At 69.7% G+C, this 23,752-nt stretch carries 19 protein-coding genes and 1 pseudogene; 18 read left to right on the forward strand and 2 right to left on the reverse strand.

The genetic code is table 11. The annotated features are described in order from the left end of the window. Positions 1-53: 53 nt before the first annotated feature. Both ABFT43_RS21760 and ABFT43_RS21765 read right to left on the reverse strand, forming a co-directional pair. Positions 54-380 carry a PspA domain-containing protein gene (locus ABFT43_RS21760; RefSeq protein ID WP_347962346.1) on the reverse strand — a complete coding sequence of 109 codons (327 nt, stop codon included), beginning with the start codon at positions 378-380 and terminating at the stop codon, positions 54-56. Between the two features lie 66 nt (positions 381-446). Further along, entirely contained in the window at positions 447-872 is a 426-nt protein-coding gene (locus ABFT43_RS21765) for a DUF1844 domain-containing protein (RefSeq protein WP_347962347.1), read from the reverse strand. Between the two features lie 266 nt (positions 873-1,138). Here ABFT43_RS21765 and infC point away from each other — a divergent pair, with 266 nt between their 5' ends. From infC to tyrS, 18 genes and pseudogenes are all read left to right on the forward strand, one after another. Continuing rightward, positions 1,139-1,801, forward strand: a complete 663-nt coding sequence (gene infC / locus ABFT43_RS21770) for a translation initiation factor IF-3 (RefSeq protein ID WP_457590212.1) — start codon at positions 1,139-1,141, stop codon at positions 1,799-1,801. Between the two features lie 124 nt (positions 1,802-1,925). Further along, positions 1,926-2,120 (forward strand): 50S ribosomal protein L35, encoded by a 195-nt coding sequence (gene rpmI, locus ABFT43_RS21775; RefSeq protein WP_006901971.1) that lies wholly within the window; start codon positions 1,926-1,928, stop codon positions 2,118-2,120. A gap of 43 nt (positions 2,121-2,163) precedes the next feature. After that, positions 2,164-2,544, forward strand: a complete 381-nt coding sequence (rplT, locus tag ABFT43_RS21780; protein WP_006901970.1) for a 50S ribosomal protein L20 — start codon at positions 2,164-2,166, stop codon at positions 2,542-2,544. A gap of 47 nt (positions 2,545-2,591) precedes the next feature. Beyond that, the gene (locus ABFT43_RS21785; protein WP_347962348.1) at positions 2,592-3,401 is read left to right on the forward strand and encodes a TrmH family RNA methyltransferase; all 810 of its coding nucleotides are present in this window, start codon (positions 2,592-2,594) and stop codon (positions 3,399-3,401) included. A gap of 46 nt (positions 3,402-3,447) precedes the next feature. Continuing rightward, a complete protein-coding gene (locus tag ABFT43_RS21790; RefSeq protein WP_457590213.1) occupies positions 3,448-5,907 on the forward strand; it encodes a Tex family protein in 2,460 nt (819 codons plus the stop codon). 385 nt (positions 5,908-6,292) lie between these two features. Further along, positions 6,293-7,345: a phenylalanine--tRNA ligase subunit alpha gene (pheS, locus tag ABFT43_RS21795; RefSeq protein ID WP_347962350.1), complete on the forward strand. Its 1,053-nt coding sequence runs from the start codon at positions 6,293-6,295 to the stop codon at positions 7,343-7,345. 57 nt (positions 7,346-7,402) lie between these two features. Then, positions 7,403-9,874, forward strand: a complete 2,472-nt coding sequence (gene pheT, locus ABFT43_RS21800; RefSeq protein WP_347962351.1) for a phenylalanine--tRNA ligase subunit beta — start codon at positions 7,403-7,405, stop codon at positions 9,872-9,874. A 63-nt stretch (positions 9,875-9,937) separates the two neighbouring features. Continuing rightward, complete coding sequence (argC, locus tag ABFT43_RS21805; RefSeq protein ID WP_347962352.1) at positions 9,938-10,975, forward strand: N-acetyl-gamma-glutamyl-phosphate reductase; 1,038 nt, start codon at positions 9,938-9,940, stop codon at positions 10,973-10,975. After that, entirely contained in the window at positions 10,972-12,246 is a 1,275-nt protein-coding gene (gene argJ, locus ABFT43_RS21810; RefSeq protein ID WP_347962353.1) for a bifunctional glutamate N-acetyltransferase/amino-acid acetyltransferase ArgJ, read from the forward strand. The genes argC and argJ overlap by 4 nt, the downstream gene beginning before the upstream one ends. Continuing rightward, the gene (argB, locus tag ABFT43_RS21815) at positions 12,243-13,187 is read left to right on the forward strand and encodes an acetylglutamate kinase (RefSeq protein WP_347962354.1); all 945 of its coding nucleotides are present in this window, start codon (positions 12,243-12,245) and stop codon (positions 13,185-13,187) included. Before argJ ends, argB begins: the two co-directional genes overlap by 4 nt. After that, entirely contained in the window at positions 13,184-14,389 is a 1,206-nt protein-coding gene (locus ABFT43_RS21820) for an acetylornithine transaminase (protein ID WP_347962355.1), read from the forward strand. Before argB ends, ABFT43_RS21820 begins: the two co-directional genes overlap by 4 nt. Next, positions 14,386-15,309, forward strand: coding sequence for an ornithine carbamoyltransferase (argF, locus tag ABFT43_RS21825; protein ID WP_347962356.1), 924 nt, complete (start codon positions 14,386-14,388; stop codon positions 15,307-15,309). The genes ABFT43_RS21820 and argF overlap by 4 nt, the downstream gene beginning before the upstream one ends. A gap of 57 nt (positions 15,310-15,366) precedes the next feature. Next, positions 15,367-15,873, forward strand: a complete 507-nt coding sequence (locus tag ABFT43_RS21830) for an arginine repressor (protein ID WP_347962357.1) — start codon at positions 15,367-15,369, stop codon at positions 15,871-15,873. Between the two features lie 146 nt (positions 15,874-16,019). Then, positions 16,020-17,219, forward strand: a complete 1,200-nt coding sequence (locus tag ABFT43_RS21835; protein WP_347962358.1) for an argininosuccinate synthase — start codon at positions 16,020-16,022, stop codon at positions 17,217-17,219. After that, complete coding sequence (argH, locus tag ABFT43_RS21840; RefSeq protein ID WP_347962359.1) at positions 17,216-18,667, forward strand: argininosuccinate lyase; 1,452 nt, start codon at positions 17,216-17,218, stop codon at positions 18,665-18,667. Before ABFT43_RS21835 ends, argH begins: the two co-directional genes overlap by 4 nt. An 86-nt stretch (positions 18,668-18,753) precedes the next feature. Then, positions 18,754-21,749: pseudogene (locus ABFT43_RS21845) on the forward strand (AMP-binding protein). Positions 21,750-21,754: 5 nt separating this feature from the next. Then, entirely contained in the window at positions 21,755-21,982 is a 228-nt protein-coding gene (locus ABFT43_RS21850; protein ID WP_347962360.1) for a Trm112 family protein, read from the forward strand. An 88-nt stretch (positions 21,983-22,070) separates the two neighbouring features. Beyond that, complete coding sequence (gene tyrS / locus ABFT43_RS21855; RefSeq protein ID WP_347962361.1) at positions 22,071-23,417, forward strand: tyrosine--tRNA ligase; 1,347 nt, start codon at positions 22,071-22,073, stop codon at positions 23,415-23,417. Positions 23,418-23,752: the final 335 nt, after the last annotated feature.

The following is a 23,752-nucleotide window of genomic DNA, read 5'->3' on the forward strand; positions in this document are numbered from 1 at the left end:
GCGACTCTGTCCGGAAGTGGCGATTCTGCTGAGACTCGGATGGCGCCGGCGGGCTACTTGCCCATCGACTTGCGGATCTCCTCGAGGCGCTTCTTGGCGGCCTCGTCGCGCTTGCGCACCATCTCGTCGACGCTCTGTCCCTCGGGCGTGGCCTCGGCGAGCTCCTGCGATCCGATGGCCGTCGTGATGCGGTTCTCGATCTTCTCCCGCACGTAGTCGAAGGTCGGGATGCCGTCCTCGGTGTAGTCCGGGTCCGGGAGAGAGCCCGGCAACGGGGCCCCGGTCACCGGGCCCGGCACGATCTCGGCGTCGATGATGTCGTCCGACGGGGTGCCCGCGGGCTGCGTGCCGTGGGTGCCGGATTCTCCTGGGGTGGTCATACCGTCAGGGTAAGCGGTTTCGGCATGTGTCGTCGGCACGCTCGGCCCACCAGGTGACGCCGAGACCTACTTCCTCGGCGCCCGGACCGGCCCGGTGTACTTCTCGCCGGGACCCTCGCCCGGCTCGTCGGGGTAGGCGCTGGCCTCGCGGAACGCCAGCTGCAGGCTCTTCAGTCCGTCGCGGATCGGCGCGGCGTGGATGCCGAGGTCGGCTTTCGAGGCGTCGACCAGGCCGGCGAGCGCGTTGATCAGGACCCGGGCCTCGGGGAGGTCGATCTTGTCCTCGGGGGTGCCCTCGGCCAGGCCGAGCTTCTCCGCCGAGGCGCTCATCAGCATCACGATGGACCGGGTGATCACCTCGATCGCCGGAATATCCTGCAGGTCGCGGACGTTCTCTGCCTCAGTGTGCGCCGCGTCTTCCGCGCCGGTGCCACTGCCCGTCGCACCCTCCTGGGGTTCCGGTGCTGGTGACGAATAGGAGTTCTCGGCCATGGCTGATAGACTCCCATAGCACGACCGCCCTGGTATGCGCCGGGGTCGTAAGTGGAGTTCCGCTCCCACCGTGTGACGCGAGTCCTCGCCAGTCGACATCGCAGTTGCTCGGTCCGGTTCACGCCGACGGTCGCGACCACATCCTCGTCGATGTGTCGCACGACGTCGGCAGTCGCCACGCGAACGCGCGGCGATGCGAATCGGTCGGTATCGGAGCCCCGCGGACCTGTGTCCCGGGGCTCTCTTGCTGAGGGTTTCACACTCGGATCTCCTGCCTACGCCCCGCGCGACGACGCGACGGTTACCACTGCAGGATTGAACTAGGAGGCCCCATCAGCACTGAGACCCGCATCAACGAGCGCATCCGCGTCCCTGAGGTCCGACTCGTCGGACCCAATTCGGAGCAGGTGGGCATCGTGCGTGTTGAAGATGCGCTTCGCTTGGCCTACGAGGCCGACCTCGACCTGGTCGAGGTGGCCCCGGACGCCCGTCCGCCGGTCTGCAAGATCATGGACTACGGCAAGTTTAAGTACGAGGCGGCCCAGAAGCAGCGTGAAGCACGCCGCAATCAGCAGATGACCGTCATCAAGGAGCAGAAGCTCCGGCCCAAGATCGACGACCACGATTACGAGACCAAGAAGGGTCACGTGATCCGGTTCCTCAAGGACGGGTCCAAGGTGAAGGTCACGATCATGTTCCGCGGCCGTGAGCAGTCGCGTCCGGAGCTCGGCTACCGGTTGCTGCAGCGCCTGGGCAACGACGTCGCCGACTACGGCTACGTGGAGACCGCTGCCAAGCAGGACGGTCGCAACATGACGATGGTCCTCGCCCCGCACAAGGGAGCGAAGACCCGCCAGAAGGCGCAGGAGAGCCGCGAACGTTCCGGCGGAGGCCAGAAGAAGGCCGACGCCCCCGCGGACGAGAGCTGAGCCGTTCGGCCGGGCCGGGGGAGCGCATGCCCCGCGCCGGCCGCGATCACGAGACGTGAACCCGGGATTCCAGCCGTGCCTGGTCAGGCTCGGCTGCCCGAGTTCGCCCGACAGAAGGAAGAACATGCCAAAGAGCAAGACCCACAAGGGCACCGCGAAGCGGTTCAAGGTGACCGGCAGCGGCAAGATCGTCCGCCAGAAGGCCAACCGCCGCCACCTGCTGGAGCACAAGCCCTCCAAGCGCACTCGTCGTCTCGACGGCACCACCGTCGTCAGCGACAACGACGCGCCGCGTATCAAGCGCCTGCTGAACCGCTGACGCGAGCGACCCCGGACATCTGACGAGCAAAAGGATCTAGAACATGGCACGCGTGAAAAGGGCCGTCAACGCCCAGAAGAAGCGTCGGACCACCCTCGAGGCCTCGAAGGGCTACCGCGGCCAGCGGTCGCGCCTCTACCGCAAGGCCAAGGAGCAGCAGCTCCACTCGCTGAACTACGCCTACCGGGACCGCCGTGCCCGCAAGGGTGAGTTCCGCAAGCTGTGGATCGCCCGCATCAACGCTGCGGCCCGCGCCAACGACATCACCTACAACCGCTTCATCCAGGGCCTCAAGGCCGCCGGTGTCGAGGTCGACCGCAAGGTGCTCGCCGACATCGCGGTGACCGACCCCGAGGCCTTCACCGGCCTGGTCGAGGTCGCCCGCAAGGCCCTGCCGGCGGACGTCAACGCCCCGGCCGCCTGATTGAGCCAGACCGCACACGACCCGCGAGTCGCGCGGAGGATCACCCGATGACGGAGATCCTGTCCGAGCGATCCTCGCGGGTCGTGTCGTTTGCCAAGCTCCACCGCGCCGCCGAGAGGCGCGAACAGGGCCGGTTCCTCGCCGAGGGATCGAACGCGGTGGAGACCGCCCTGGCCGTCGGCAGGGCCGAGACCGTGCTGGTGGCCGCGGACCACCTCGACCGTCACCGCGCTGTCGTCGACACCGCCGGGTCGATCGGCGTGCCGGTGCTCGTCGTCTCCGAGCGGGCCGCATCGAAGCTCGCCGAGACCACGACCCCGCCGGGGATCTTCGCGGTGTGTCCGCTGCTCGACGTGGCGCTCGAGACGGTGCTCGCCGGAGAACCGCGGTTGCTCGCGATCGCGGTCGAGCCCCGTGAACCCGGCAATGCCGGCGCCCTCATCCGATGTGCCGCCGCGATGGGCGCCGACGCCGTCGTGCTGCTCGGTGACGCGGTGGATCCCCACAACGGCAAGTGCGTTCGTGCGAGCGCGGGAACGGTGTTCACCGTTCCCGTGGTGCGCCACCGGAAGGTGGCCGGGGGTCTCGACGCCATCGCCGCGGCCGGCGTGACGCTGCTCGCGACCGCCGCCGACGGAGAGGTGGATCTCGACCACGCCGACGAGGTGTTGTCCGGCCGGATCGGTTGGCTCTTCGGCAACGAGGCGCACGGGTTGTCCCCAGAGGTCCAGGCGGCTGCGCATCATCGGGTCTCGATCCCCATCCGGGGGCGTGCCGAGAGCCTCAACGTGGCCGCCGCCGCAGCGATCTGCCTGTACGAGAGTGCGCGGATCCACAACGTGGTGGACCGCGGCTGACAGCTGTCCGAGGCGGCCGGTAGGGTCGGCGATCGTGTCAGAAACTGTGTCACCCGAGTCCGTGCCCTCTTCTGAATCCGCGACCGCCGCAGAACCCACGGCCACCCCCGCGAACGGGTCCTCGCAGAGCGGTGCCCCCCAGAGCGTCCCGGCCCCCGGTCCGGCCGTCGTGAACACCCGCGTCGCGACGGCCATCGCGACCGAACTCAACGTGGGCGTCGGCCAGGTCCGGGCGGCGGTCGAGCTGCTCGACGGCGGGTCCACAGTGCCGTTCATCGCGCGCTACCGCAAAGAGGTGACCGGTGGTCTCGACGACGCGCAGCTGCGCACCCTCGAGGAGCGCCTGGCCTACCTGCGTGAGCTCGAGGCCCGGCGACAGGCCGTGCGCGAGTCCATCGCCGCCCAGGGCAAACTCGACCCCGAGCTCGACGCCCGCATCCTGGCCGCCGACACCAAGGCGCGGCTCGAGGACATCTACCTGCCGTACAAGCCCAAGCGTCGCACCAAGGCGCAGATCGCCCGCGAGGCCGGACACGAGCCCGTCGCCGACGCGCTGCTGTCGGATCCGAACACCGACCCGTCGACCTTTACCGCAGAGCAGCTCGACGGAGCCCGGGCGATCGCCGTCGAGCGCATCGCCGAGGACGCCGACCTGGTCGGCGAGCTGCGTGAACTGATGTGGCAGAAGGGTGTCCTGCGGACCACCGTCCGGGAGGGAAAGGAATCCGCAGGCGCCAAGTTCGCCGACTACTTCGACTACTCGGAGCCGTTCACCACGATCCCGTCGCATCGCGTGCTCGCGGTGCTGCGCGGCGAGCGCGAGGAGATCCTGAACGTCACCCTCGACGCCGATCCCGAGGCGGCCGAGCGACCCGTCGGCCCCGGTATCTACGAGCAGCGCATCGCCGCCCGTTTCGGCATCTCCGACCAGGGGCGTCCGGCCGACCGGTGGCTCGCCGACACCGTCCGCTGGGCGTGGCGCACCAAGCTCTTCGTCGGCCTCTCGATCGACATCCGGACGCGCCTGCGCCAGCAGGCCGAGGCCGACGCGGTCGCGGTGTTCGCCACCAACCTCAAGGACCTGCTGCTCGCCGCACCGGCCGGTGCCCGCACGACCATGGGCCTCGACCCCGGCCTCCGCACCGGCGTGAAGGTCGCGGTGGTCAACGGGACCGGCAAGGTCGTCGACACCGCCACCATCTACCCGCACGAACCGCGCCGCGACAAGGCCGGTGCGCTCGCCGTGCTCGGCGCGCTCGTGCAGAAGCACGGCGTCGAGCTCATCGCCATCGGCAACGGCACCGCGTCGCGCGAGACCGACGCCCTGGCCGGAGAGCTCGTGTCCGCGATCAAGGCGGCCGGCAAGACCCCGCCGACGACCGTCGTCGTGTCCGAGGCCGGTGCGTCGGTGTACTCGGCGTCGGCGTACGCGTCGAAGGAGCTGCCCGATCTCGACGTCTCGCTGCGCGGCGCGGTCTCGATCGCGCGCCGCCTGCAGGATCCGCTCGCCGAGCTGGTGAAGATCGACCCGAAGTCGATCGGCGTCGGCCAATACCAGCACGACGTCTCCGAGACCCTGCTCGCCCGGTCGTTGGGTGCGGTCGTCGAGGACGCGGTGAACGCGGTCGGCGTCGACGTGAACACCGCCTCGGTCCCGCTGCTGTCGCGGGTCTCGGGCATCACTCCGAGTCTTGCGGAATCGATTGTGGCGTACCGGGACTCGAACGGCGCGTTCCGCAACCGGCAGCAGATCACCGATGTGCCGCGGCTCGGCCCCAAGGCCTTCGAGCAGTGCGCGGGCTTCCTCCGCATCACCGATGGCGACAACCCGCTGGACGCGTCGGCGGTCCACCCCGAGGCCTACCCGGTGGTCAATCGGATCCTCGAGAAGGTGGGTACCGACGTGCGCTCGCTCATCGGTGACACCGCCACCCTGTCCAGGCTGCGTCCCGACGACTTCGTCGACGAGACCTTCGGCCGCCCGACCGTCGTCGACATCATCTCCGAGCTCGACAAGCCGGGTCGCGACCCCCGCCCCGAGTTCAAGACCGCGACCTTCGCCAGCGGCATCGAGAAGGTCTCCGACCTCGTGCCGGGCATGATCCTCGAGGGTCAGGTCACCAACGTGGCGGCCTTCGGCGCGTTCGTCGACGTGGGCGTGCACCAGGACGGGCTCGTCCACGTGTCCGCGATGGCGCACCGGTTCGTCTCCGACCCGCATGAGGTCGTCAAGTCCGGCGACATCGTGAAGGTCAAGGTCATGGAGGTCGACGTCGAACGCCAGCGCATCGGCCTGTCGTTGCGCCTCGACGACGAGCCGGGCGCGGCCGACAAGGGCGGCGTTCGCCCGCCGCGCGGTGAGGGCAACCGCGGTGGCGGACAGGGTCGTCGGAACGACCAGCGCGGTCGTGGCCAGGGTCGCGGCGGCAACCGCAACGACCGCCGTCCCGCCCCGGCCAACGGCGCGATGGCCGAGGCGCTCAAGCGCGCCGGTTTCGGCAAATAGGGGACTGCCCACAGATCCGAGGAATCGCAGGCTGGGACCAGAGTCTCGGGATACAGCTCGCGAAACTGGACCAACCTGCGATCTTGCATGGCGGCTGGATGGCGACCGCCGGCGGCGGCCCGGGGTGGGTGTCGCCTGCGCTCTCGCAACCCGCCGCCTCGCGCTCTGGGAACTGCCGATGCCCCGGTCACGGCCGTGGAGCACACGCGGTCGGTCACGACGCCGCTCCCTGCAGGTCAGCGCGTGGAAGCGGTCGACTACCCTCGATGGGAGTCATCGCCGTCGTCGACGGTCGTCCCGGGCCGGAGAGCGGCCGCCGGGAGGGTCTGTCGCGTGACGACGACGCAGTCCGATCACCGACCCACGAATGAGGAGCTCGCCGACCGTGGCCACTTCCGCCGACGAAACGGTATTCCCAGGACCCGACGACCTCGAGGCGGCTGCCACCGCGGCGATCGAGGCCTTCGAGGCGGCGGCCGACCTCGAGCAGCTGGCCGCGGCGAAGACGGCCCACCTCGGGGACAAGTCGCCCATCGCGCTGGCGCGCCGTGCGCTGGGAAGCCTGCCGAAGGAACAGCGTTCGGAGGCGGGCAAGCTCGTCAACCGGGTTCGCGGGCGGGTCACCGCCGCCCTCGAGCTGCGCACCACGACCCTCGAGGCCGAGCGTGACGCCGCGGTCCTCGTCGCGGAGTCGGTCGACGTCACCCTGCCCAGCGGTCGCCGCCCGGTCGGTGCCCGTCACCCGATCACCGTGATCGCCGAGCAGGTCGCCGACGTGTTCGTCGGCATGGGCTGGGAGATCGCCGAGGGTCCCGAGGTCGAGACCGAGCACCACAACTTCGACGCCCTCAACTTCCTCCCGGATCACCCGGCGCGGTCGATGCAGGACACGTTCTACATCGCGCCCGAGGGATCGCGGCAGGTGCTGCGCACCCACACCTCGCCGGTGCAGGTGCGGTCGATGCTCTCGCGCGACCTGCCCATCTACGTGGCCTGCCCCGGACGCACGTTCCGCACCGACGAGCTCGATGCGACGCACACCCCGGTCTTCCACCAGATCGAGGGCCTGGCCATCGACAAGGGTCTGACCCTGGCGCACCTGCGCGGCACGCTCGAGACCTTCGCCCGCGCCCTCTTCGGCCCCGAGACCACCACGCGCATGCGGGCGTCCTACTTCCCGTTCACCGAGCCGTCCGCCGAGGTGGACGTCTGGTTCCCGGGCAAGAAGGGCGGACCCGGCTGGGTCGAGTGGGGCGGCTGCGGCATGGTCAACCCGAACGTGCTGCGGGCCAGTGGGATCGATCCGGACGTCTACTCCGGCTTCGCCTTCGGCATGGGCCTCGAACGCACCCTGCAGTTCCGCAACGACATCTCCGACATGCGCGACATGGTCGAGGGCGACATCCGCTTCACCCTCCCCTTCGGCCCGGCTGCCTGATCAGCGGCGAGCATCCTCACCGACTTCTCACGACGCGACGAAAGTAGTTGATAGACAGTGCGTGCACCTCAGTCCTGGTACACCGAGGTCCTGCGTTCCGGCGACCCCGAGTGGTCGGCCACCACCGAGGAGATCGACGCGGGGTTCGTCCGCGTCGGTTTCGAGATCGAGGACATCGAGAAGTTCCCGGAGATCACCGGTCCGCTGGTGGTCGGTCGCGTGGAGACCATCGAGGAGCTCACCGGTTTCAAGAAGCCGATCCGCTTCTGCACCGTCGAGGTCGGTGAGGAGCAGCCGCGCGGCATCGTGTGCGGCGCCCGCAACTTCGCCGAGGGCGATCTGATCGTCGCCGCACTGCCCGGCACCGTGCTGCCCGGTCCGTTCGAGATCGCCTCGCGCAAGACCTACGGCCGTGTCTCCGACGGCATGATCTGCTCGGTCTCCGAGCTCGGCATCGGCAACGACCACAGCGGCATCCTGGTCCTCGCGCCCGGCACCGCCGAACCCGGCGCCGACGCGCGCGAGGTGCTCGGCCTCGACGACGCCGCGATCGACGTGAACGTCACCCCGGACCGCGGGTACGCCTTCTCGATCCGCGGTCTCGGTCGCGAGCTCGCGAGCGCCTTCGGGGTTCGATTCGTCGACCCGGCATCGGTCGTCGACGAGGTGAAGGCCGACGGCACGCCGTGGCCGGTCGCCATCGATCCCGACTCCGGCGCGACCCGCTACACCGCCCGCGTCATCACCGGCGTGAACCCGAAGGCCGTGTCGCCGTGGTGGCTGCAGAAGCGGCTGCTTGTGGCCGGCATCCGGCCGATCTCGGCGATCGTCGACGTCACCAACTACGTGATGATCGAACTCGGCCAGCCGCTGCACGCCTTCGACGCGGACCGGGTCACCGGCACCGTGACCGTCCGGTCGGCGAAGCCGGGGGAGAAGCTGCGCACCCTCGACGACGTCGAGCGAGTGCTCGATCCCGAGGACGTCGTCATCGCCGACGAGACCGGCCCGATCGCGCTCGCGGGCGTGATGGGCGGCGCGGCCACCGAGGTCGGCGACTCCACCACGACCGTGCTGCTCGAGTCGGCCACCTTCGACCAGGTCCGTGTCTTCCGCACCGGCAAGCGGCACAAGCTGACCTCGGAGGCCGCCAAGCGGTTCGAGCGCATCGTCGACCCCGAGGTCACCGCGGTCGCGTCCGACCGCGCGGCCCGGCTGATCGTCGAGATCGCCGGCGGCACCGTCGCCTCGCCGCTGTCCGAGGCCCGCGTCGAGCTCCCGAGGCCGGCGGCCATCAGCATCCCGGCCGACGAACCGGATCGCGTGGCCGGCGTCACCTATCCGGTCGGCACCACCGCCGCCCGACTGAAGGAGGTCGGCTGCGAGGTCACCGGCACCGATGTGCTCGAGGTCGTCCCGCCGAGCTGGCGCCCGGACCTCAAGCAGCGCGCCGACCTCGTCGAGGAGGTGCTGCGCCTCGAGGGGCTCGAGGACATCCCGGCCGTGGTGCCCCGCGCGCCCGGCGGAACCGGCCTCACCCCGAAGCAGCGCCGTCGCCGGAGCATCGGCCGCACCCTTGCGCTCGACGGATACGTCGAGGTGCTTCCGTACCCGTTCATGCCCGCGGGCGTCTTCGACCTCTGGGACCTGCCCGCCGACGACGAGCGTCGCCGCACCGTCAAGGTGCTCAACCCGCTCGAGGCGGATCGTCCCGAGCTGAACACGACGCTGCTGCCCGGCCTGCTCGAGATGGCCGCCCGCAACATCGCCCGGGGCAACCGCGACCTGTCGCTGTACACCATCGGCCAGGTCGTCATCGCCGGCGATCACGTGGAGCCGGTCCCGGCCCTCGACGTCACCCGGCGCCCGACCGACGAGCAGATCGCGGCACTCGACGCGTCGCTGCCGCACCAGCCGCTGCACGTCGGCGTGGTGCTCACCGGCCTGCGCGACCCCGTGGGGCACTGGGGTCCGGGACGCCCCGCCGACCACCTCGACGCCTTCGAGGCCGCCCGGACCATCGGGCGTGCGGCCGGGGTGACCATCGAGCTCACCGCCGACGACCACCGTCCGTGGCACCCGGGCCGCTGCGCCCGCCTGACCGTCGACGGGCGCACCGTCGGCCATGCCGGCGAGCTGCACCCGGCCGTGCTCGAGCGCGCGAATCTGCCCAAACGGGTGTGCGCGGTCGAGATCGACATCGACGCCCTGCCGCTCGACGTGGTGCTGCCCGCACCGTCGGTGTCGGTGTTCCCGGCCGTCCTGCAGGACGTCAACGTGGTCGTCGCCCGCGACGTGCCGGCCGCCGAGGTGGAGAAGGCGCTGCGCGAGGGCGCGGGCGAGCTGCTCGAGGACATCTCGCTGTTCGACGTCTTCACCGGCGAGCAGGTCGGCGAGGGCAACAAATCGCTGACGTTCTCGCTGCGGTTCCGCGCCGCCGATCGCACGCTGACCGAGGAGGAGGCGAACGCCGCCAAGCTGGCCGCCGTCGATGCCGCGGCATCGCGGGTGGGGGCGCGCCTGCGCTGACCCCGGCGTCGGGAACGCCACCCCGCCGATGAATCGATTTGCATCGGTCTGCATAATGATTGCATGACGATCAAAGTGGCGGTGGCCGGCGCGAGCGGCTACGCGGGCGGTGAGATCCTCCGACTGCTGTGCGGACATCCCCGCCTGCGATCGGGAGAGCTGGAGATCGGCGCGCTGACCGCCGGCGGCAACGCCGGCACGGTGCTCGGCGCACATCACCCGCATCTGCTGCCGCTGGCCGACCGGGTCCTGCAGGACACCACGCCGGAGGTCCTGGCCGGTCACGACGTGGTCTTCCTGGGCCTGCCGCACGGCACGTCGGCAGTCATCGCCGACGCCCTGCCGCCGACGACCCTCATCATCGACTGCGGCGCCGACTTCCGGCTCCGCGACGCCGAGGACTGGACGGCCTACTACGGCGGCGACCATGCCGGCACCTGGCCGTACGGCCTGCCCGAGCTGCCCGGCAACCGGGAGGTCCTCAGGGATGCGAGCCGGATCGCCGTTCCGGGCTGCTACCCGACGGTGTCCATCCTGTCGCTGCTCCCGGCGATCGCCGCGGGGATCGCCGAACCGCACGTGACCGTCGTCGCAGTGAGCGGCACCTCCGGTGCGGGCCGGTCGCCGAAGGTCGACCTGCTCGCCTCCGAGGTGATCGGCTCGGCCCGCGCCTACGGGGTCGGTGGCGTGCACCGGCACACCCCGGAGATCGCCCAGGCGCTGTCGGCCGCCGCCGAGCAGCCGGTGACCGTGTCGTTCACCCCGATCCTCGCGCCGATGGCGCGCGGGATCCTCGCCACCTGCACGGCGCGGACCACCGCGAGCGCGGCGGAGGTCCGGACCGTGTACGAAAAGGCCTATGCCGACGAGGAGTTCGTCCACGTCCTGCCCGAGGGTCGGTTGCCCGCCACCGGGTCGGTGATCGGTTCCAACGCCGTGCAGCTCGGCGTGACCGTCGACGAGCGCGCCGGGACCCTCGTGGTCGTCGGCGCCGTGGACAACCTGACCAAGGGGACCGGTGGCGCCGCGGTCCAGTCGATGAACCTGGCGCTGGGCTGGACCGAGAACGAAGGACTGAGCACCGTGGGAGTGGCACCGTGACGAGCAGCGATCAGACCTGGATCGGTTCGAGACCGACGGAACCCGACCGGATCGAGGGCGGGGCGCCCGGCGACAGCCCGCGGCTCGTTCGCGAGCAGGGTGTGACGGCACCCCTCGGTTTCCGCGCCGCCGGAATCGCGGCCGGTATCAAGGCATCTGGCGCCCCGGACCTCGCCCTCGTCTTCAACGAGGGACCCGACTACGCCGCGGCCGGCGTCTTCACCAGCAATCAGGTCAAGGCGGCCCCTGTCCTCTGGTCGCAGCAGGTCCTGACCACCGGCCGGCTGCGCGCGGTGATCCTCAACTCGGGCGGGGCCAACGCGTGCACCGGGCCGGGTGGCTTCCAGGACACCCACGCCACCGCAGAGGCCGTCGCCGAGGCGTTGAGCAACTGGGGCACCGAGACCGGCGCGGTCGAGGTCGCGGTCTGCTCGACCGGCCTCATCGGCGACCGGCTGCCGATGGACAAGGTCCTCGCCGGCGTCACCGAGATCGTCCACGAGATGGGCGGCGGCCTGTCCGGCGGCACCGACGCCGCGCACGCGATCATGACGACCGACACCAGGCCGAAACAGGCTGCGCTGCACCATCCCCAGGGATGGAACGTGGGTGGCATGGGCAAGGGCGCCGGCATGATGGCGCCGTCGCTGGCGACGATGCTCGTCGTGTTGACCACCGATGCGGCCGCGACCTCGGAGCAGCTCGACATCGCACTGCGTCGCGCGACCGCGCGGACCTTCGACCGCCTCGACATCGACGGCTCGATGTCCACCAACGACACGGTGCTGCTGCTGAGTTCGGGGGCAAGTCAGATCCCGGTCAGCCAGGAGGATCTCGACGAGGCAGTGTTCGCGGTCTGTGACGACCTCGCCGCCCAGATGCAGGCCGACGCCGAGGGCGTCACCAAGCGGGTCACCGTCACCGTCGCCGGTGCGCGGACCGAGGACGACGCGCTCACCGTCGCCCGCTTTGTCGCGCGCGACAGCCTGGTCAAGACCGCGCTGTTCGGCTCCGACCCCAACTGGGGTCGTGTGCTCGCCACCGTCGGCGCCTCGCCGGTCCGCATCGACCCGGATGTGATCGCCGTGTCGTTCAACGGATCCCCGGTGTGCGAGAACGGCTGTGGCGTCGAGGGCGCCCGCGACGTCGACCTGTCCGGTCCCGACGTCGACGTGCTGATCGACCTGAAGCTCGGCGACGCCTCGGCGTCGATCCGGACCACGGATCTGTCGCACGCGTATGTCGAAGAGAACTCGGCGTATTCGTCATGAGCAGCGCCGAGAACACGAACAGCGACGCATCGATCGACCCGGCCGCGGGTCTGGCGAAGGCGAAGGTGCTCGCCGAGGCGCTGCCCGCGCTACAGCAGCTCCACGGCGCGACGATCGTCGTCAAGTACGGCGGCAACGCGATGGTCGATGACGAGCTGAAGAAGGCGTTCGCCGCGGACATGGTGTTCCTGCGCGCATGCGGCATGCACCCCGTCGTCGTGCACGGTGGCGGGCCGCAGATATCGGCGATGCTGAAAAAGCTCGGTCTGCAAGGCGAATTCAAGGGTGGCTTCCGGGTGACCACACCCGAGGTCATGGACGTCGCGCGCATGGTCCTGTTCGGGCAGGTCGGCCGTGAACTCGTCGGCCTCATCAACCGACACGGCCCGTACGCGGTCGGCATCACCGGCGAGGACGCGCACCTGTTCACCGCGACCCGGCGCACCGTGATGGTCGACGGCGTCGCCACCGACATCGGTCTGGTCGGCGACATCACCTCGGTGAACACCTCGGCCGTGCTCGATCTCGTCGCCGCCGGGCGCATCCCGGTGGTCTCGACCATCGCGCCCGATCGCGACGGCGTCGTGCACAACATCAACGCCGACACCGCGGCCGGCGCGATCGCCGAGGCCCTCGGTGCGACCCGGCTGGTGATGCTCACCGACGTCGAAGGGCTCTACACCGACTGGCCCGACCGCGGTTCGCTGGTGTCGCAGATCGACACCGACGCGCTCGCCGAGCTGCTCCCGTCGCTGGATTCCGGCATGGTCCCGAAGATGGAGGCCTGTCTGCGGGCGGTCACCGGTGGAGTGGAACGCGCGCACGTCATCGACGGCCGCGTCGCCCACTCCGTGCTCGCCCAACTGTTGACCGACAGCTCCACCGGCACCACCGTCGTGCACTCCGGCGACGTGCCCGGAACCCAGGAGGGAAACTCATGACCGCTCCGCTGCAAGAGCGTTGGGCAAAGTCGCTCATGAAGAACTACGGGACGCCGCCGATCGCGCTGGTCGGCGGATCGGGCCCGTACGTGACCGACGCCGACGGCAAGCGCTACCTCGACCTACTCGGCGGCATCGCGGTCAACGCCCTCGGCCATGCCCATCCGGCGATCGTCGAGGCCGTCACCGCCCAGCTGCAGACGCTGGGCCATGTGTCGAACCTCTACATCTCACCGCCGGTCGTCGAGCTCGCCGAGAAGCTGCTCGACCGGTTCGGCCATCCGGGCCGGGTGTTCTTCTGCAACTCCGGCACCGAGGCCAACGAGGCCGCGTTCAAGCTCGCCCGCCGCACCGGCCGGACCGAGATCGTGGCCGCGGAGAAGGCGTTCCACGGCCGCACCATGGGTGCGCTGGCCATGACCGGCCAGCCGTCGAAGCGGGCGCCGTTCGAACCCATGCCGCCCGGCGTGCGGTTCGTGCCGTACGGCGACGTCGAGGCCCTCGACGCAGCGGTCTCCGACCAGACCGCCGCGGTCATCCTCGAACCGATCCTCGGTGAGTCCGGCGTCATCGTGCCGCCGGCCGACTACCTGGCCGCGGCTCGCCGGATCACCAGCGAGCGCGGCGCACTGCTGATCCTCGACGAGGTGCAGACCGGCGTGGCGCGTACCGGGACCTTCTTCGCCCATCAGCAGGTCGGCGTCGTCCCCGACGTCATGACCCTGGCCAAGGGTCTCGGCGGAGGCCTGCCGATCGGCGCGTGCATCGCCGCCGGTCCCGCTGCCGATCTGTTCGAACCTGGCCAGCACGGCACGACATTCGGCGGAAACCCGGTCGCGGCGGCCGCCGCGCTCGCCGTACTCGGTGTGATCGAGTCCGAGGGACTCGTCGATCACGTTGCGGCAGTTGGCAAATCCATCGCCACCGGCATCGAGGACCTGCATCATCCGCTCGTGTCGCATGTGCGTGGCGCAGGCCTGTTGCTCGGTGTCGTGCTCACCGATGGGATCTCGTCGCGAGTCGAGTCAGCCGCCCGCGACGCCGGATTCCTGATCAACGCCCCCGCGCCCGACGTGCTGCGGCTCGCGCCGCCCCTGATCCTCACCGAGGAGCAGGGCGCGAGCTTCGTCGAGGCGTTGCCGGGCATCCTCGATGCAGCCAAGAACGCTGCCGCCCGAGACAACCAGGGAGACAAGCAATGACCCGTCACTTCCTCCGGGACGACGACCTGACCCCGGCCGAACAGGCCGAGGTGCTGGCGCTCGCCGCCGAGGTGAAGGCCGAGCCGTTCAAGTACCGGCCCCTCGAGGGGCCGCGCGGGGTCGGCGTGATCTTCGACAAGAACTCCACGCGCACGCGGTTCTCGTTCGAGGTCGGTATCGCCCAGCTCGGTGGCCACGCCGTCGTCGTCGACGGCCGCACCACACAGCTGGGCCGTGACGAGACCCTCGAGGACACCGGGCGGGTGCTGTCGCGCTTCGTCGACGCCGTCGTGTGGCGCACGTTCGGGCAGGAGCGTCTCGAGGCGTTGTCGTCCGCGGCCGACATTCCGGTCGTGAACGCGCTGTCCGACGAGTTCCATCCGTGCCAGGTGCTCGCCGACCTACAGACGATCATCGAGCACAAGGGCTCGGCCGCCGGCCTGAAGATGACCTACCTCGGCGACGGCGCGAACAACATGGCGCACTCGCTGGCACTCGGCGGCGTCACCGCCGGGATGCACGTCACCATCAGCGCCCCCGAGGGTTTCCGGCCCGACCCGGCGGTCATCGCCGACACCGAGCGCCGCGCAGCCGAGACCGGCGGCTCGGTGACGCTCGTCGCCGACCCGGTGGCCGCAGCCACCGGCGCGGACGTGCTGGTCACCGACACCTGGGTGTCGATGGGGCAGGAGGACGACGGCAAGGACCGCAAGGCGCCGTTCCTGCCGTACCAGATCAACGACGAGCTGCTCGGGCACGCCGACGACGAGGCGATCGTGCTGCACTGCCTCCCGGCCCACCGCGGCGACGAGATCACCGACTCGGTGATCGACGGGCCGAGGTCGGTGGTGTTCGACGAGGCGGAGAACCGGCTGCACGCGCAGAAGGCACTGCTCATCTGGCTACTCGCGCACCAGTGACCACCGCCGCGACCTAGCAACCGGCCCACCACGACCACCACCGATACAGGACGACAGATGACCGCCGGAGCCGAATCCTCGGAGAACCGCCTCGCCGCCACCCGTGCGGGCCGGCATGCGCGGATCGTCGAGATCCTGGCGACCCATCAGGTCCGGAGCCAGACCGAGCTGCAGCGCCTGCTCGCCCGGGAGGGGATCGAGGCCACCCAGGCCACGCTGTCCCGCGACCTCGACGAGCTCGGTGCGGTCAAGCTCCGCGCCGCCGACGGCGGCGCCGGTGTCTACGTGGTCCCTGAGGACGGCACCCCGGTGCGCGGGGTATCCGGCGGCACCGACCGCCTGTCCCGCCTAGTGTCGGAGCTCTTGGTGTCGACCGACAGCAGCGGGAACCTCGCGGTGCTGCGCACGCCGCCCGGCGCCGCGCACTACCTCGCGGCCGCGCTCGACCGGGCGCGACTGCCCGATGTGGTGGGCACGATCGCCGGCGACGACACGATCCTCGTCGTCGCCCGTGAGCCGCTCACCGGCGCCGAGCTCGCACGACGGATCGAGCGTCTCGTGTAGCCGCCCGGCCCGCCGCGGACACCCACCACCGCACAGCACAAGAACCGACACCGACCAACATCGAGAACCGGGACCCGGACGGTGTTGTCGGAACCCCGGGGCCGATGATGGACTCGGGTCATCGCTTAGAACAGGAGCTTCACCTCATGGCAGAACGTGTCGTACTCGCATACTCGGGCGGCCTGGACACCTCGGTCGCGATCAGCTGGATCCAGAAGGAGACCGGCAAGGAGGTCGTCGCCGTGGCCCTCGATCTCGGGCAGGGCGGCGAGGACATGGAGGTCGTCCGCCAGCGCGCCCTCGACTGCGGTGCGGTCGAGGCGGTCGTGGTCGACGCCCGTGACGAGTTCGCCGACGAGTACTGCCTGCCGGCCATCACCTCCAACGCCCTCTACATGGACCGCTACCCACTGGTGTCGGCGCTCTCGCGCCCGTTGATCGCCAAGCACCTGGTGAAGGCGGCCCGCGACCACGGCGGCACCGTCGTCGCCCACGGCTGCACCGGCAAGGGCAACGACCAGGTCCGCTTCGAGGTGGGCTTCGCGAGCCTCGCCCCCGACCTGCAGGTCATCGCGCCGGTCCGCGACTACGCATGGACCCGCGAGAAGGCCATCGCGTTCGCCGAGCAGAACGACATCCCGATCACGGTCACCAAGAAGTCGCCGTTCTCCATCGACCAGAACGTGTGGGGCCGCGCCGTCGAGACCGGCTTCCTCGAGGACCTCTGGAACGCGCCCACCAAGGACGTGTACAGCTACACCGAGGACCCCACCGTCAACTGGAACACCCCCGACGAGGTCATCATCGGCTTCGAGAAGGGCCGCCCGGTCAGCATCGACGGTCGTCCGGTCACCGTGCTGCAGGCCATCGAGGAGCTCAACCGCCGCGCCGGTGCGCAGGGCGTCGGTCGTCTCGACGTCGTCGAGGACCGTCTCGTCGGCATCAAGAGCCGTGAGGTCTACGAGGCCCCCGGCGCGATGGTGCTCATCCGCGCCCACGAGGAGCTCGAGCACGTCACCCTCGAGCGCGAGCTGGGCCGCTTCAAGCGCCGCACCGACCGCAAGTGGGCCGAGCTGGTCTACGACGGCCTGTGGTTCTCGCCGCTGAAGCGGTCGCTGGACGCCTTCGTCGACTCGACCCAGGAGCACGTCACCGGCGAGATCCGCCTGGTGCTGCACGGCGGCAACATCGTACCGACCGGCCGCCGCAGCTCGGAGTCGCTGTACGACTTCAACCTGGCGACCTACGACGAGGGTGACACCTTCGATCAGTCGGCGGCCCGCGGCTTCGTCGAGCTGCACGGCCTGTCCTCCAAGATCGCGGCGAAGCGGGACCTGAATCTGTGAGTGGCGAGCAGACCGGCGGGACGACCAACGAGGGCTCGCTCTGGGGCGGCCGGTTCGCCGGCGGCCCCGCCGCCGCGATGGCGGCCCTGAGCAAGTCGACCCACTTCGACTGGGCCCTCGCCCCGTTCGACATCCAGGCGTCCAAGGCCCATGCCCGCGTCCTCAACCGGGCGGGCCTGTTGACCGACGGTGATCTGGCGGCGATGCTGGACGGTCTCGACCGGCTCGCCGCGGACGTCGCCGACGGCACGTTCGCACCCGCGGAGTCCGACGAGGACGTGCACGGCGCCCTCGAACGAGGCCTCATCGAGCGCGTGGGTCCGGAGCTCGGCGGCCGGCTGCGTGCCGGTCGGTCGCGCAACGACCAGGTGGCCACCCTGTTCCGGATGTGGCTGCGCGCCGCGATGCAGCGGGTCGCACTCGGTGTGCTCGACGTCGTGGATGCGCTGACCACCCAGGCGGCGGCGCATCCCGACGCGATCATGCCGGGCAAGACGCACCTGCAGGCGGCGCAGCCGGTCCTGCTCGGGCACCACCTGCTCGCGCACGCGCAGCCGCTCCTTCGCGACGTCGACCGCCTCGCCGACGCGGATCGCCGAACCGCGGTGTCGCCCTACGGTTCCGGCGCCCTCGCCGGCTCGTCGCTGGGACTCGACCCGGCGGCCATCGCGGCCGACCTGGGCTTCGACGCGCCGGCGGAGAACTCCATCGACGCGACCTCCGCGCGCGACTTCGCGGCCGAGGCGGCCTTCGTCTTCGCGATGATCGCGGTCGACCTGTCCCGGTTGTCCGAAGAGGTGATCATCTGGAGCACACCGGAATTCGGGTACGTGACGCTGGCCGATGCGTGGTCGACGGGCAGCTCGATCATGCCGCAGAAGAAGAACCCGGACGTCGCCGAGCTCATGCGTGGCAAGGCCGGGCGGCTCATCGGCGACCTCACCGGTCTGCTCGCGACGCTCAAGGCGCAGCCGCTGGCCTACAACCGCGACCTCCAGGAGGACAAGGAGCCGGTGTTCGACGCGGTGGCGCAGCTCGAACTGTTGCTGCCCGCGGTGACCGGGCTCGTGGCGACGCTCGAGTTCCACACCGACCGGATGGAGGAGCTGGCCCCGGCGGGCTTCACCCTGGCCACCGACATCGCCGAGTGGATGGTCCGTCAGGGCGTGCCGTTCCGCGTCGCGCATGAGGTCGCGGGCGCCTGTGTCCGTGCGGCCGAGTCGCGCGGTGTCGGCCTCGACGAGCTCGACGACGAGACCCTCTCGTCGATCAACCCGGCCCTGACGCCGGCCGTCCGCGAGGTGTTGACGGTCCGTGGATCGGTGGAGTCGCGCAACGCCCATGGCGGTACCGCACCGGCTCAGGTCCGGCGCCAGATCGAGGTGGTCTCCGCTCGGTCGGCCGATCTCCGGACACGATGGAGCGCGGGCTTCGGGGGACGGGGCTGAAGCACCCACCGAGTGGGTAAAGTGACCTGTGTCACCGATGCGTCGGTGGCTGTGGGTCGCTGATGACGACGGGAGGAATCGACGCGATGGTGTCCTTGAACGGACTTCCGGATCTCGGGGGAGTCGTCGACCGTGTGGTGGCGACCGCGCAGAACGGGCTCGAGGTGCTGCGTTACGGCGGACTCGAGACGGGGACACAGCCCGCTCCCTTCGCCGTGGTGGAGACCCGGAAGATGTTCCGGCTCCGCCGCTACTTCCCGGACGAACCGTCGATCGGGCCGAACATCGTGCTCGTGCCGCCGATGATGGTGTCCGCCAACGTCTACGACGTGACGGAGCAGAACGGCGCGGTGTCGGTCCTGCACCGCAACGGAATCACGCCGTGGGTCGTCGACTTCGGGTCGCCCGACGCGGAGGAGGGCGGTCTCGAGCGCACCCTCGCCGACCACGTCGTCGCCGTCAGCGAGGCGATCGATCTGATCGTCGAGGCGACCGGCCGGGACATCCACCTCGGCGGGTACTCGCAGGGCGGCATGTTCGCCTACCAGACCGCCGCCTACCGGCGGTCCAAGGGCATCGCGAGCGTCATCACCTTCGGCAGCCCCGTCGACGTGCTCGCGGCGCTGCCGCTCGGCCTGCCGGCCGGGCTCGTCGCCCCGGCCGCGGAGTTCCTCGCCGACCGGTCCTTCACCCGGAACCTTTGGGTGAGGGATTGGATGGCGCGCACCGGATTCCAGCTCCTGGATCCGGTCAAGACCATCCGCAGCCGCATCGACTTCCTGCGTCGTCTCCACGACCGGGAGGCCCTGCTCACCCGTGAGGACCAGCGTCGCTTCCTGGAGGCGGACGGCTGGGTGGCCTGGTCAGGCCCGGCGATCGCAGAGCTGCTGCGCCAGTTCGTCGCCCACAACCGGATGGTCTCCGGCGGCTTCGTGATCAACGGCGACCTGGTGTCGCTCGCCGAGATCACCTGTCCCGTCCTGGCTTTCGTCGGTGAGGCCGACGACATCGGCCAGCCGACCGCGGTGCGCGGGATCGTGAAGGCGGCGCCCGACGCCGAGGTGTACGAATCGACCCTTCCCGTCGGGCATTTCGGACTCGTGGTCGGGTCCAACGCGGGCCGGCACACCTGGCCGACGGTGGCCGACTGGGTGAACTGGTTGTCCGCCAACGGGCCTCGTCCCGAACTCATCCGCGAGATGGAGCTCGTCGACAGCAGCAACGGCGGCGGCGTCAGTCTGTCCTCGCGCATCACCCACGGCGTGGGTTCGGTCGCCGACGCCGGATCCGCGGCGTCCCGCGAGATCCTGGGGATCCTCAACTCGCTCCAACGGACGTCGGTCGCCGTCGCCTCCGAATCGGTGCGCACCGTGCCCCGTCTGCTGCGCCTCGGCCAGATCCAGAGCGGCACCCGGATCTCGCTGTCGAAGCTGATGGCCGAGAACACCCGAAAGCACGGCGACAGCGAGCTGTTCCTCTTCGAGAATCGCGTGCTGACCCACCGTCAGGTCGACACCCGGATCAACAACGTCGTCGCGGGTCTCGTGGAATGCGGCATCCGTCCGGGGCAGCACATCGGCGTCCTGATGGACACCCGGCCGAGCGCACTGGTCGTGATCGCTGCGTTGTCCCGGCTCGGTGCGGTGGCGGTGCTGCTCGCGGCCGACGCGGACGTGCGCGAGATGATGCTGTTGGCCGACAGCTCGGTCATCGTCACCGATCCGAACAACCTCGACCTGGCCACCTCGGCGTCGGACCGGGTCCTGGTGCTCGGCGGCGGCAGCGGCGACGCGCGCTCGATCGACGGCGCCGACGGCGACTCGATCGTCGACATGGAGCAGATCGACCCCGACCGGGTCGAGCTGCCCATCTGGTACCGGCCCGACCCCGGTCTCGCCGGGGATCTGGCGTTCATCCTGTTCAGCAGGTCCAAGGGCAAGCTGGTTCCCTGGCCGGTCACCAACCACCGGTTCGCGATGTCGGCGTTCGGCGCGGCATCGGCGGCCGCCCTGACCGACCATGACACCGTCTACTGCCTGCCGCCGTTGCACCACGCGTCGGGCCTGCTCACCACCCTCGGCGCGACCGTGGTCGGCCGGTCCCGGATCGCGCTCTCGAACGGTATCGACCCGGAGACCTTCGCCACCGAGGTCCGCCGGTATGGCGTGACGGTGGTCTCATACACGTGGTCGATGCTCGCGAAGATCGTGCGCGACCCGAACTTCCGGATCAACCAGCACAACCCGATCCGGCTGTTCATGGGCTCCGGCATGTCGGCCGGACTGTGGGAGGACGTGTGCGAGAGCTTCCCGCGTGCCCGCATCCTCGAGTTCTTCGCAACCGCGGACGGCTCGGCGATCCTGGCGAACGTCACCGGTGAGAAGCTCTCCTCGGTCGGACGTCCGCTGCCGGAGACCAATCCGGTGGAGGTCGCCGCCTACGACATCGAGCGCGATCAGCTGCTCATCGACGAGTACGGCTTCGTCCGCCACGCCGACGTGGGCGAACCCGGCCTGCTGCTGGCGAAGGCGAAGCACAAGTTCGACGTCAACGGCACGGTTCTGCGCGACGTGTTCACCTCGCGGGACCGGTGGGAGGTCTCCGGTCACCTGTTCGCCCGTGATGCCGACGGCGACCTGTTCTTCCTCGGCTCCACCGACCGCGTGATCCGCGCGGAGACCGGGCCGATCTTCATCCCGCCGATCAACCACGCCCTGTCCCGGGTGCCGGCCATCGACCAGGTCGTCACCTACGGAATCGGTGAACCGGGTCACCAGATCGCTGTCGCCGCGGTGACGTTGCGGCACGGGGTCAAACCCGATTCGCTGACCGCAACCCAGCTGCGCATCGCGCTGGGGGAGTTCCCGTCGGAGTTGCGCCCGCATCTGATCCGCGTCGTCGACGAGATCCCGCATTCGGCGTCGTTCCGTCCGTTGAGCACGGTGTTCCTCGCCGACGGTATGCCCAAGCCGGGTCCGCGGATCTGGTACCGCGACGAGGAGGGACGCTACCGCCGGTTCACGAGGACGGCGCGGCCAAACTGGACTGGGCCGCTGAGCCGGTCGGCGATGCCATAGGCTGAACGACGTGACATCACGAGCTGAGGCCATCGACCCGATCGTCCGCGAGCGGCTGGCCTGTCCGCAGGACCACGGCCCGCTGATCAACGCCGGCGACGAGCTCTACAACCCGCGTCTGCGCGTCGCCTACCGCATCGACTCCGACGGGATCCCGGTGATGCTGATCGACGAGGCGCGCAAGGTCGACGACTCCGAGCACGAGCGCCTGACCGGCGGGCAGAACACGAACGCCTGACCCCGGGACGACAGCCGCCGGCGCAGCGCGGGGGTCTTCCCGCTCACCTCGTACACGGTCCGATCTCGGCGGATGACAAGATCGATGTGTGAGTGCTGAGACTGATCGAACCGCCGAGACGACCGAGCCCCATACCGACGCCGCGCCCGCGAAGGCCGGTCCGGTCGATATCCTCGACGAACTGTCGTGGCGTGGTCTGATCGCGCAGTCCACCGATCTCGACGCGCTACGTGCCGAGATGGCCAAGGGCCCCATCACGCTGTATGCGGGATTCGACCCGACCGCGTCGAGCCTGCACGCAGGCCATCTCGTTCCGCTCCTGACCCTCAAGCGGTTCCAGCTCGCCGGCCACCGCCCGATCGTGCTGGCCGGCGGCGCCACCGGCCTCATCGGCGATCCCCGTGAGGTGGGGGAGCGCACGATGAACGCCCCGGACACGGTCGCCGAGTGGGCGAGCCGCATCGATGCACAGCTACGCCGCTTCGTCGACATCGACGACTCGCCCACGGGTGCGGTCGTCGTCAACAACCTCGACTGGACCGGGCAGATGACCGCCATCGAGTTCTTGCGGGATCTCGGCAAGCACTTCTCGGTCAACGTCATGCTCGCCCGCGACACGGTGAAGCGCCGGCTCGAGGGCGACGGCATCAGCTACGCCGAGTTCAGCTACCTGCTGCTGCAGTCCAACGACTTCGTCGAGCTCAACCGCCGGTACGGCTGTGTGCTGCAGATCGGTGGTTCGGATCAGTGGGGCAACATCATCGGCGGCGTCGACCTGGGCCGGCGTCTCGACGGTGTCTCGCTGCATGCGCTCACCGTCCCGCTGGTCACCTCGTCCGACGGCAAGAAGTTCGGCAAGTCCACCGGTGGCGGGAGCCTCTGGCTCGACCCCGAGCTCACCAGCCCGTACGCCTGGTACCAGTACTTCGTGAACACGGCTGACGCCGACGTCATCCGGTACCTGCGATGGTTCACGTTCCTCGACCGTGAGGAGATCGCCGAGCTCGAGCAGGCGACGGCGGAGAAGCCCCACCTGCGTCTGGCCCAAAAGCGTCTCGCCGCCGAGATGACGACCCTCATCCACGGAGAGGCGAACACCCGGGCCGTCGAGCTCGCCAGCCAGGCGCTGTTCGGCCGTGCCGACATCACCGAGCTCGACGAGCGGACCCTCGCCGCCGCGGTGGGGGAGACCGTGGTCGCCGAGTACCCGTCGGCCGATGCCCGGCCGACGATCATCCAGCTCCTCGTCGACACCAAACTCGCCGACAGCAACAAGGCCGCGCGACGCACCGTGTCGGAAGGGGGCGCCTACGTGAACAACACCAAGATCACCGATCCGGAGTGGCAGCCGGCCGATGCGGATCTGCTCCATGGACGGTGGCTGGTCGTGCGTCGCGGCAAGAAGAACTTTGCCGGCGCGAAGCTGGGCCACTGACCAGGGGATTTGACGTGCTGTTCGCGCCTGTGTAACTTAATCGACGCACCGCAGAGAGCAACGCCCCGGGGCCGCGAGGACCGGGGTGAAAAAAGTGTCCGGAGTTCTGAGCCGGGCCGCCTGTGCGGGGCCACTCCCGAGAACAAGAGAGCGAGCCATCTCGCGCTCTGGGAGAGCTCTTCGGAGCCGGCCTCCTCGCGGAGGACGTCCGTTGGGTGTGTGTTCTTTGAGAACTCGATAGTGTGATGATGAATTGTCTGATGCCATTTTTGGCGTCGAGCATTCTTGTGAATGTTTGGATGTTTTTTTGGTTTGTGGCGCTCGGCCCTGTCTGG

This window comes from Gordonia aurantiaca (genome assembly GCF_039939235.1).
Taxonomy (GTDB): Bacteria; Actinomycetota; Actinomycetes; order Mycobacteriales; family Mycobacteriaceae; genus Gordonia.

Bases quoted from the DNA above. Each gene is read 5' to 3' on its own strand.
- ABFT43_RS21760 (WP_347962346.1), bottom strand. From the start codon at position 380: ATGACCACCCCAGGAGAATCCGGCACCCACGGCACGCAGCCCGCGGGC.
- ABFT43_RS21765 (WP_347962347.1), bottom strand. From the start codon at position 872: ATGGCCGAGAACTCCTATTCGTCACCAGCACCGGAACCCCAGGAGGGT.
- rpmI (WP_006901971.1), top strand. From the start codon at position 1,926: ATGCCAAAGAGCAAGACCCACAAGGGCACCGCGAAGCGGTTCAAGGTG.
- rplT (WP_006901970.1), top strand. From the start codon at position 2,164: ATGGCACGCGTGAAAAGGGCCGTCAACGCCCAGAAGAAGCGTCGGACC.
- ABFT43_RS21785 (WP_347962348.1), top strand. From the start codon at position 2,592: ATGACGGAGATCCTGTCCGAGCGATCCTCGCGGGTCGTGTCGTTTGCC.
- argC (WP_347962352.1), top strand. From the start codon at position 9,938: ATGACGATCAAAGTGGCGGTGGCCGGCGCGAGCGGCTACGCGGGCGGT.
- argB (WP_347962354.1), top strand. From the start codon at position 12,243: ATGAGCAGCGCCGAGAACACGAACAGCGACGCATCGATCGACCCGGCC.
- ABFT43_RS21820 (WP_347962355.1), top strand. From the start codon at position 13,184: ATGACCGCTCCGCTGCAAGAGCGTTGGGCAAAGTCGCTCATGAAGAAC.
- argF (WP_347962356.1), top strand. From the start codon at position 14,386: ATGACCCGTCACTTCCTCCGGGACGACGACCTGACCCCGGCCGAACAG.
- ABFT43_RS21830 (WP_347962357.1), top strand. From the start codon at position 15,367: ATGACCGCCGGAGCCGAATCCTCGGAGAACCGCCTCGCCGCCACCCGT.
- ABFT43_RS21835 (WP_347962358.1), top strand. From the start codon at position 16,020: ATGGCAGAACGTGTCGTACTCGCATACTCGGGCGGCCTGGACACCTCG.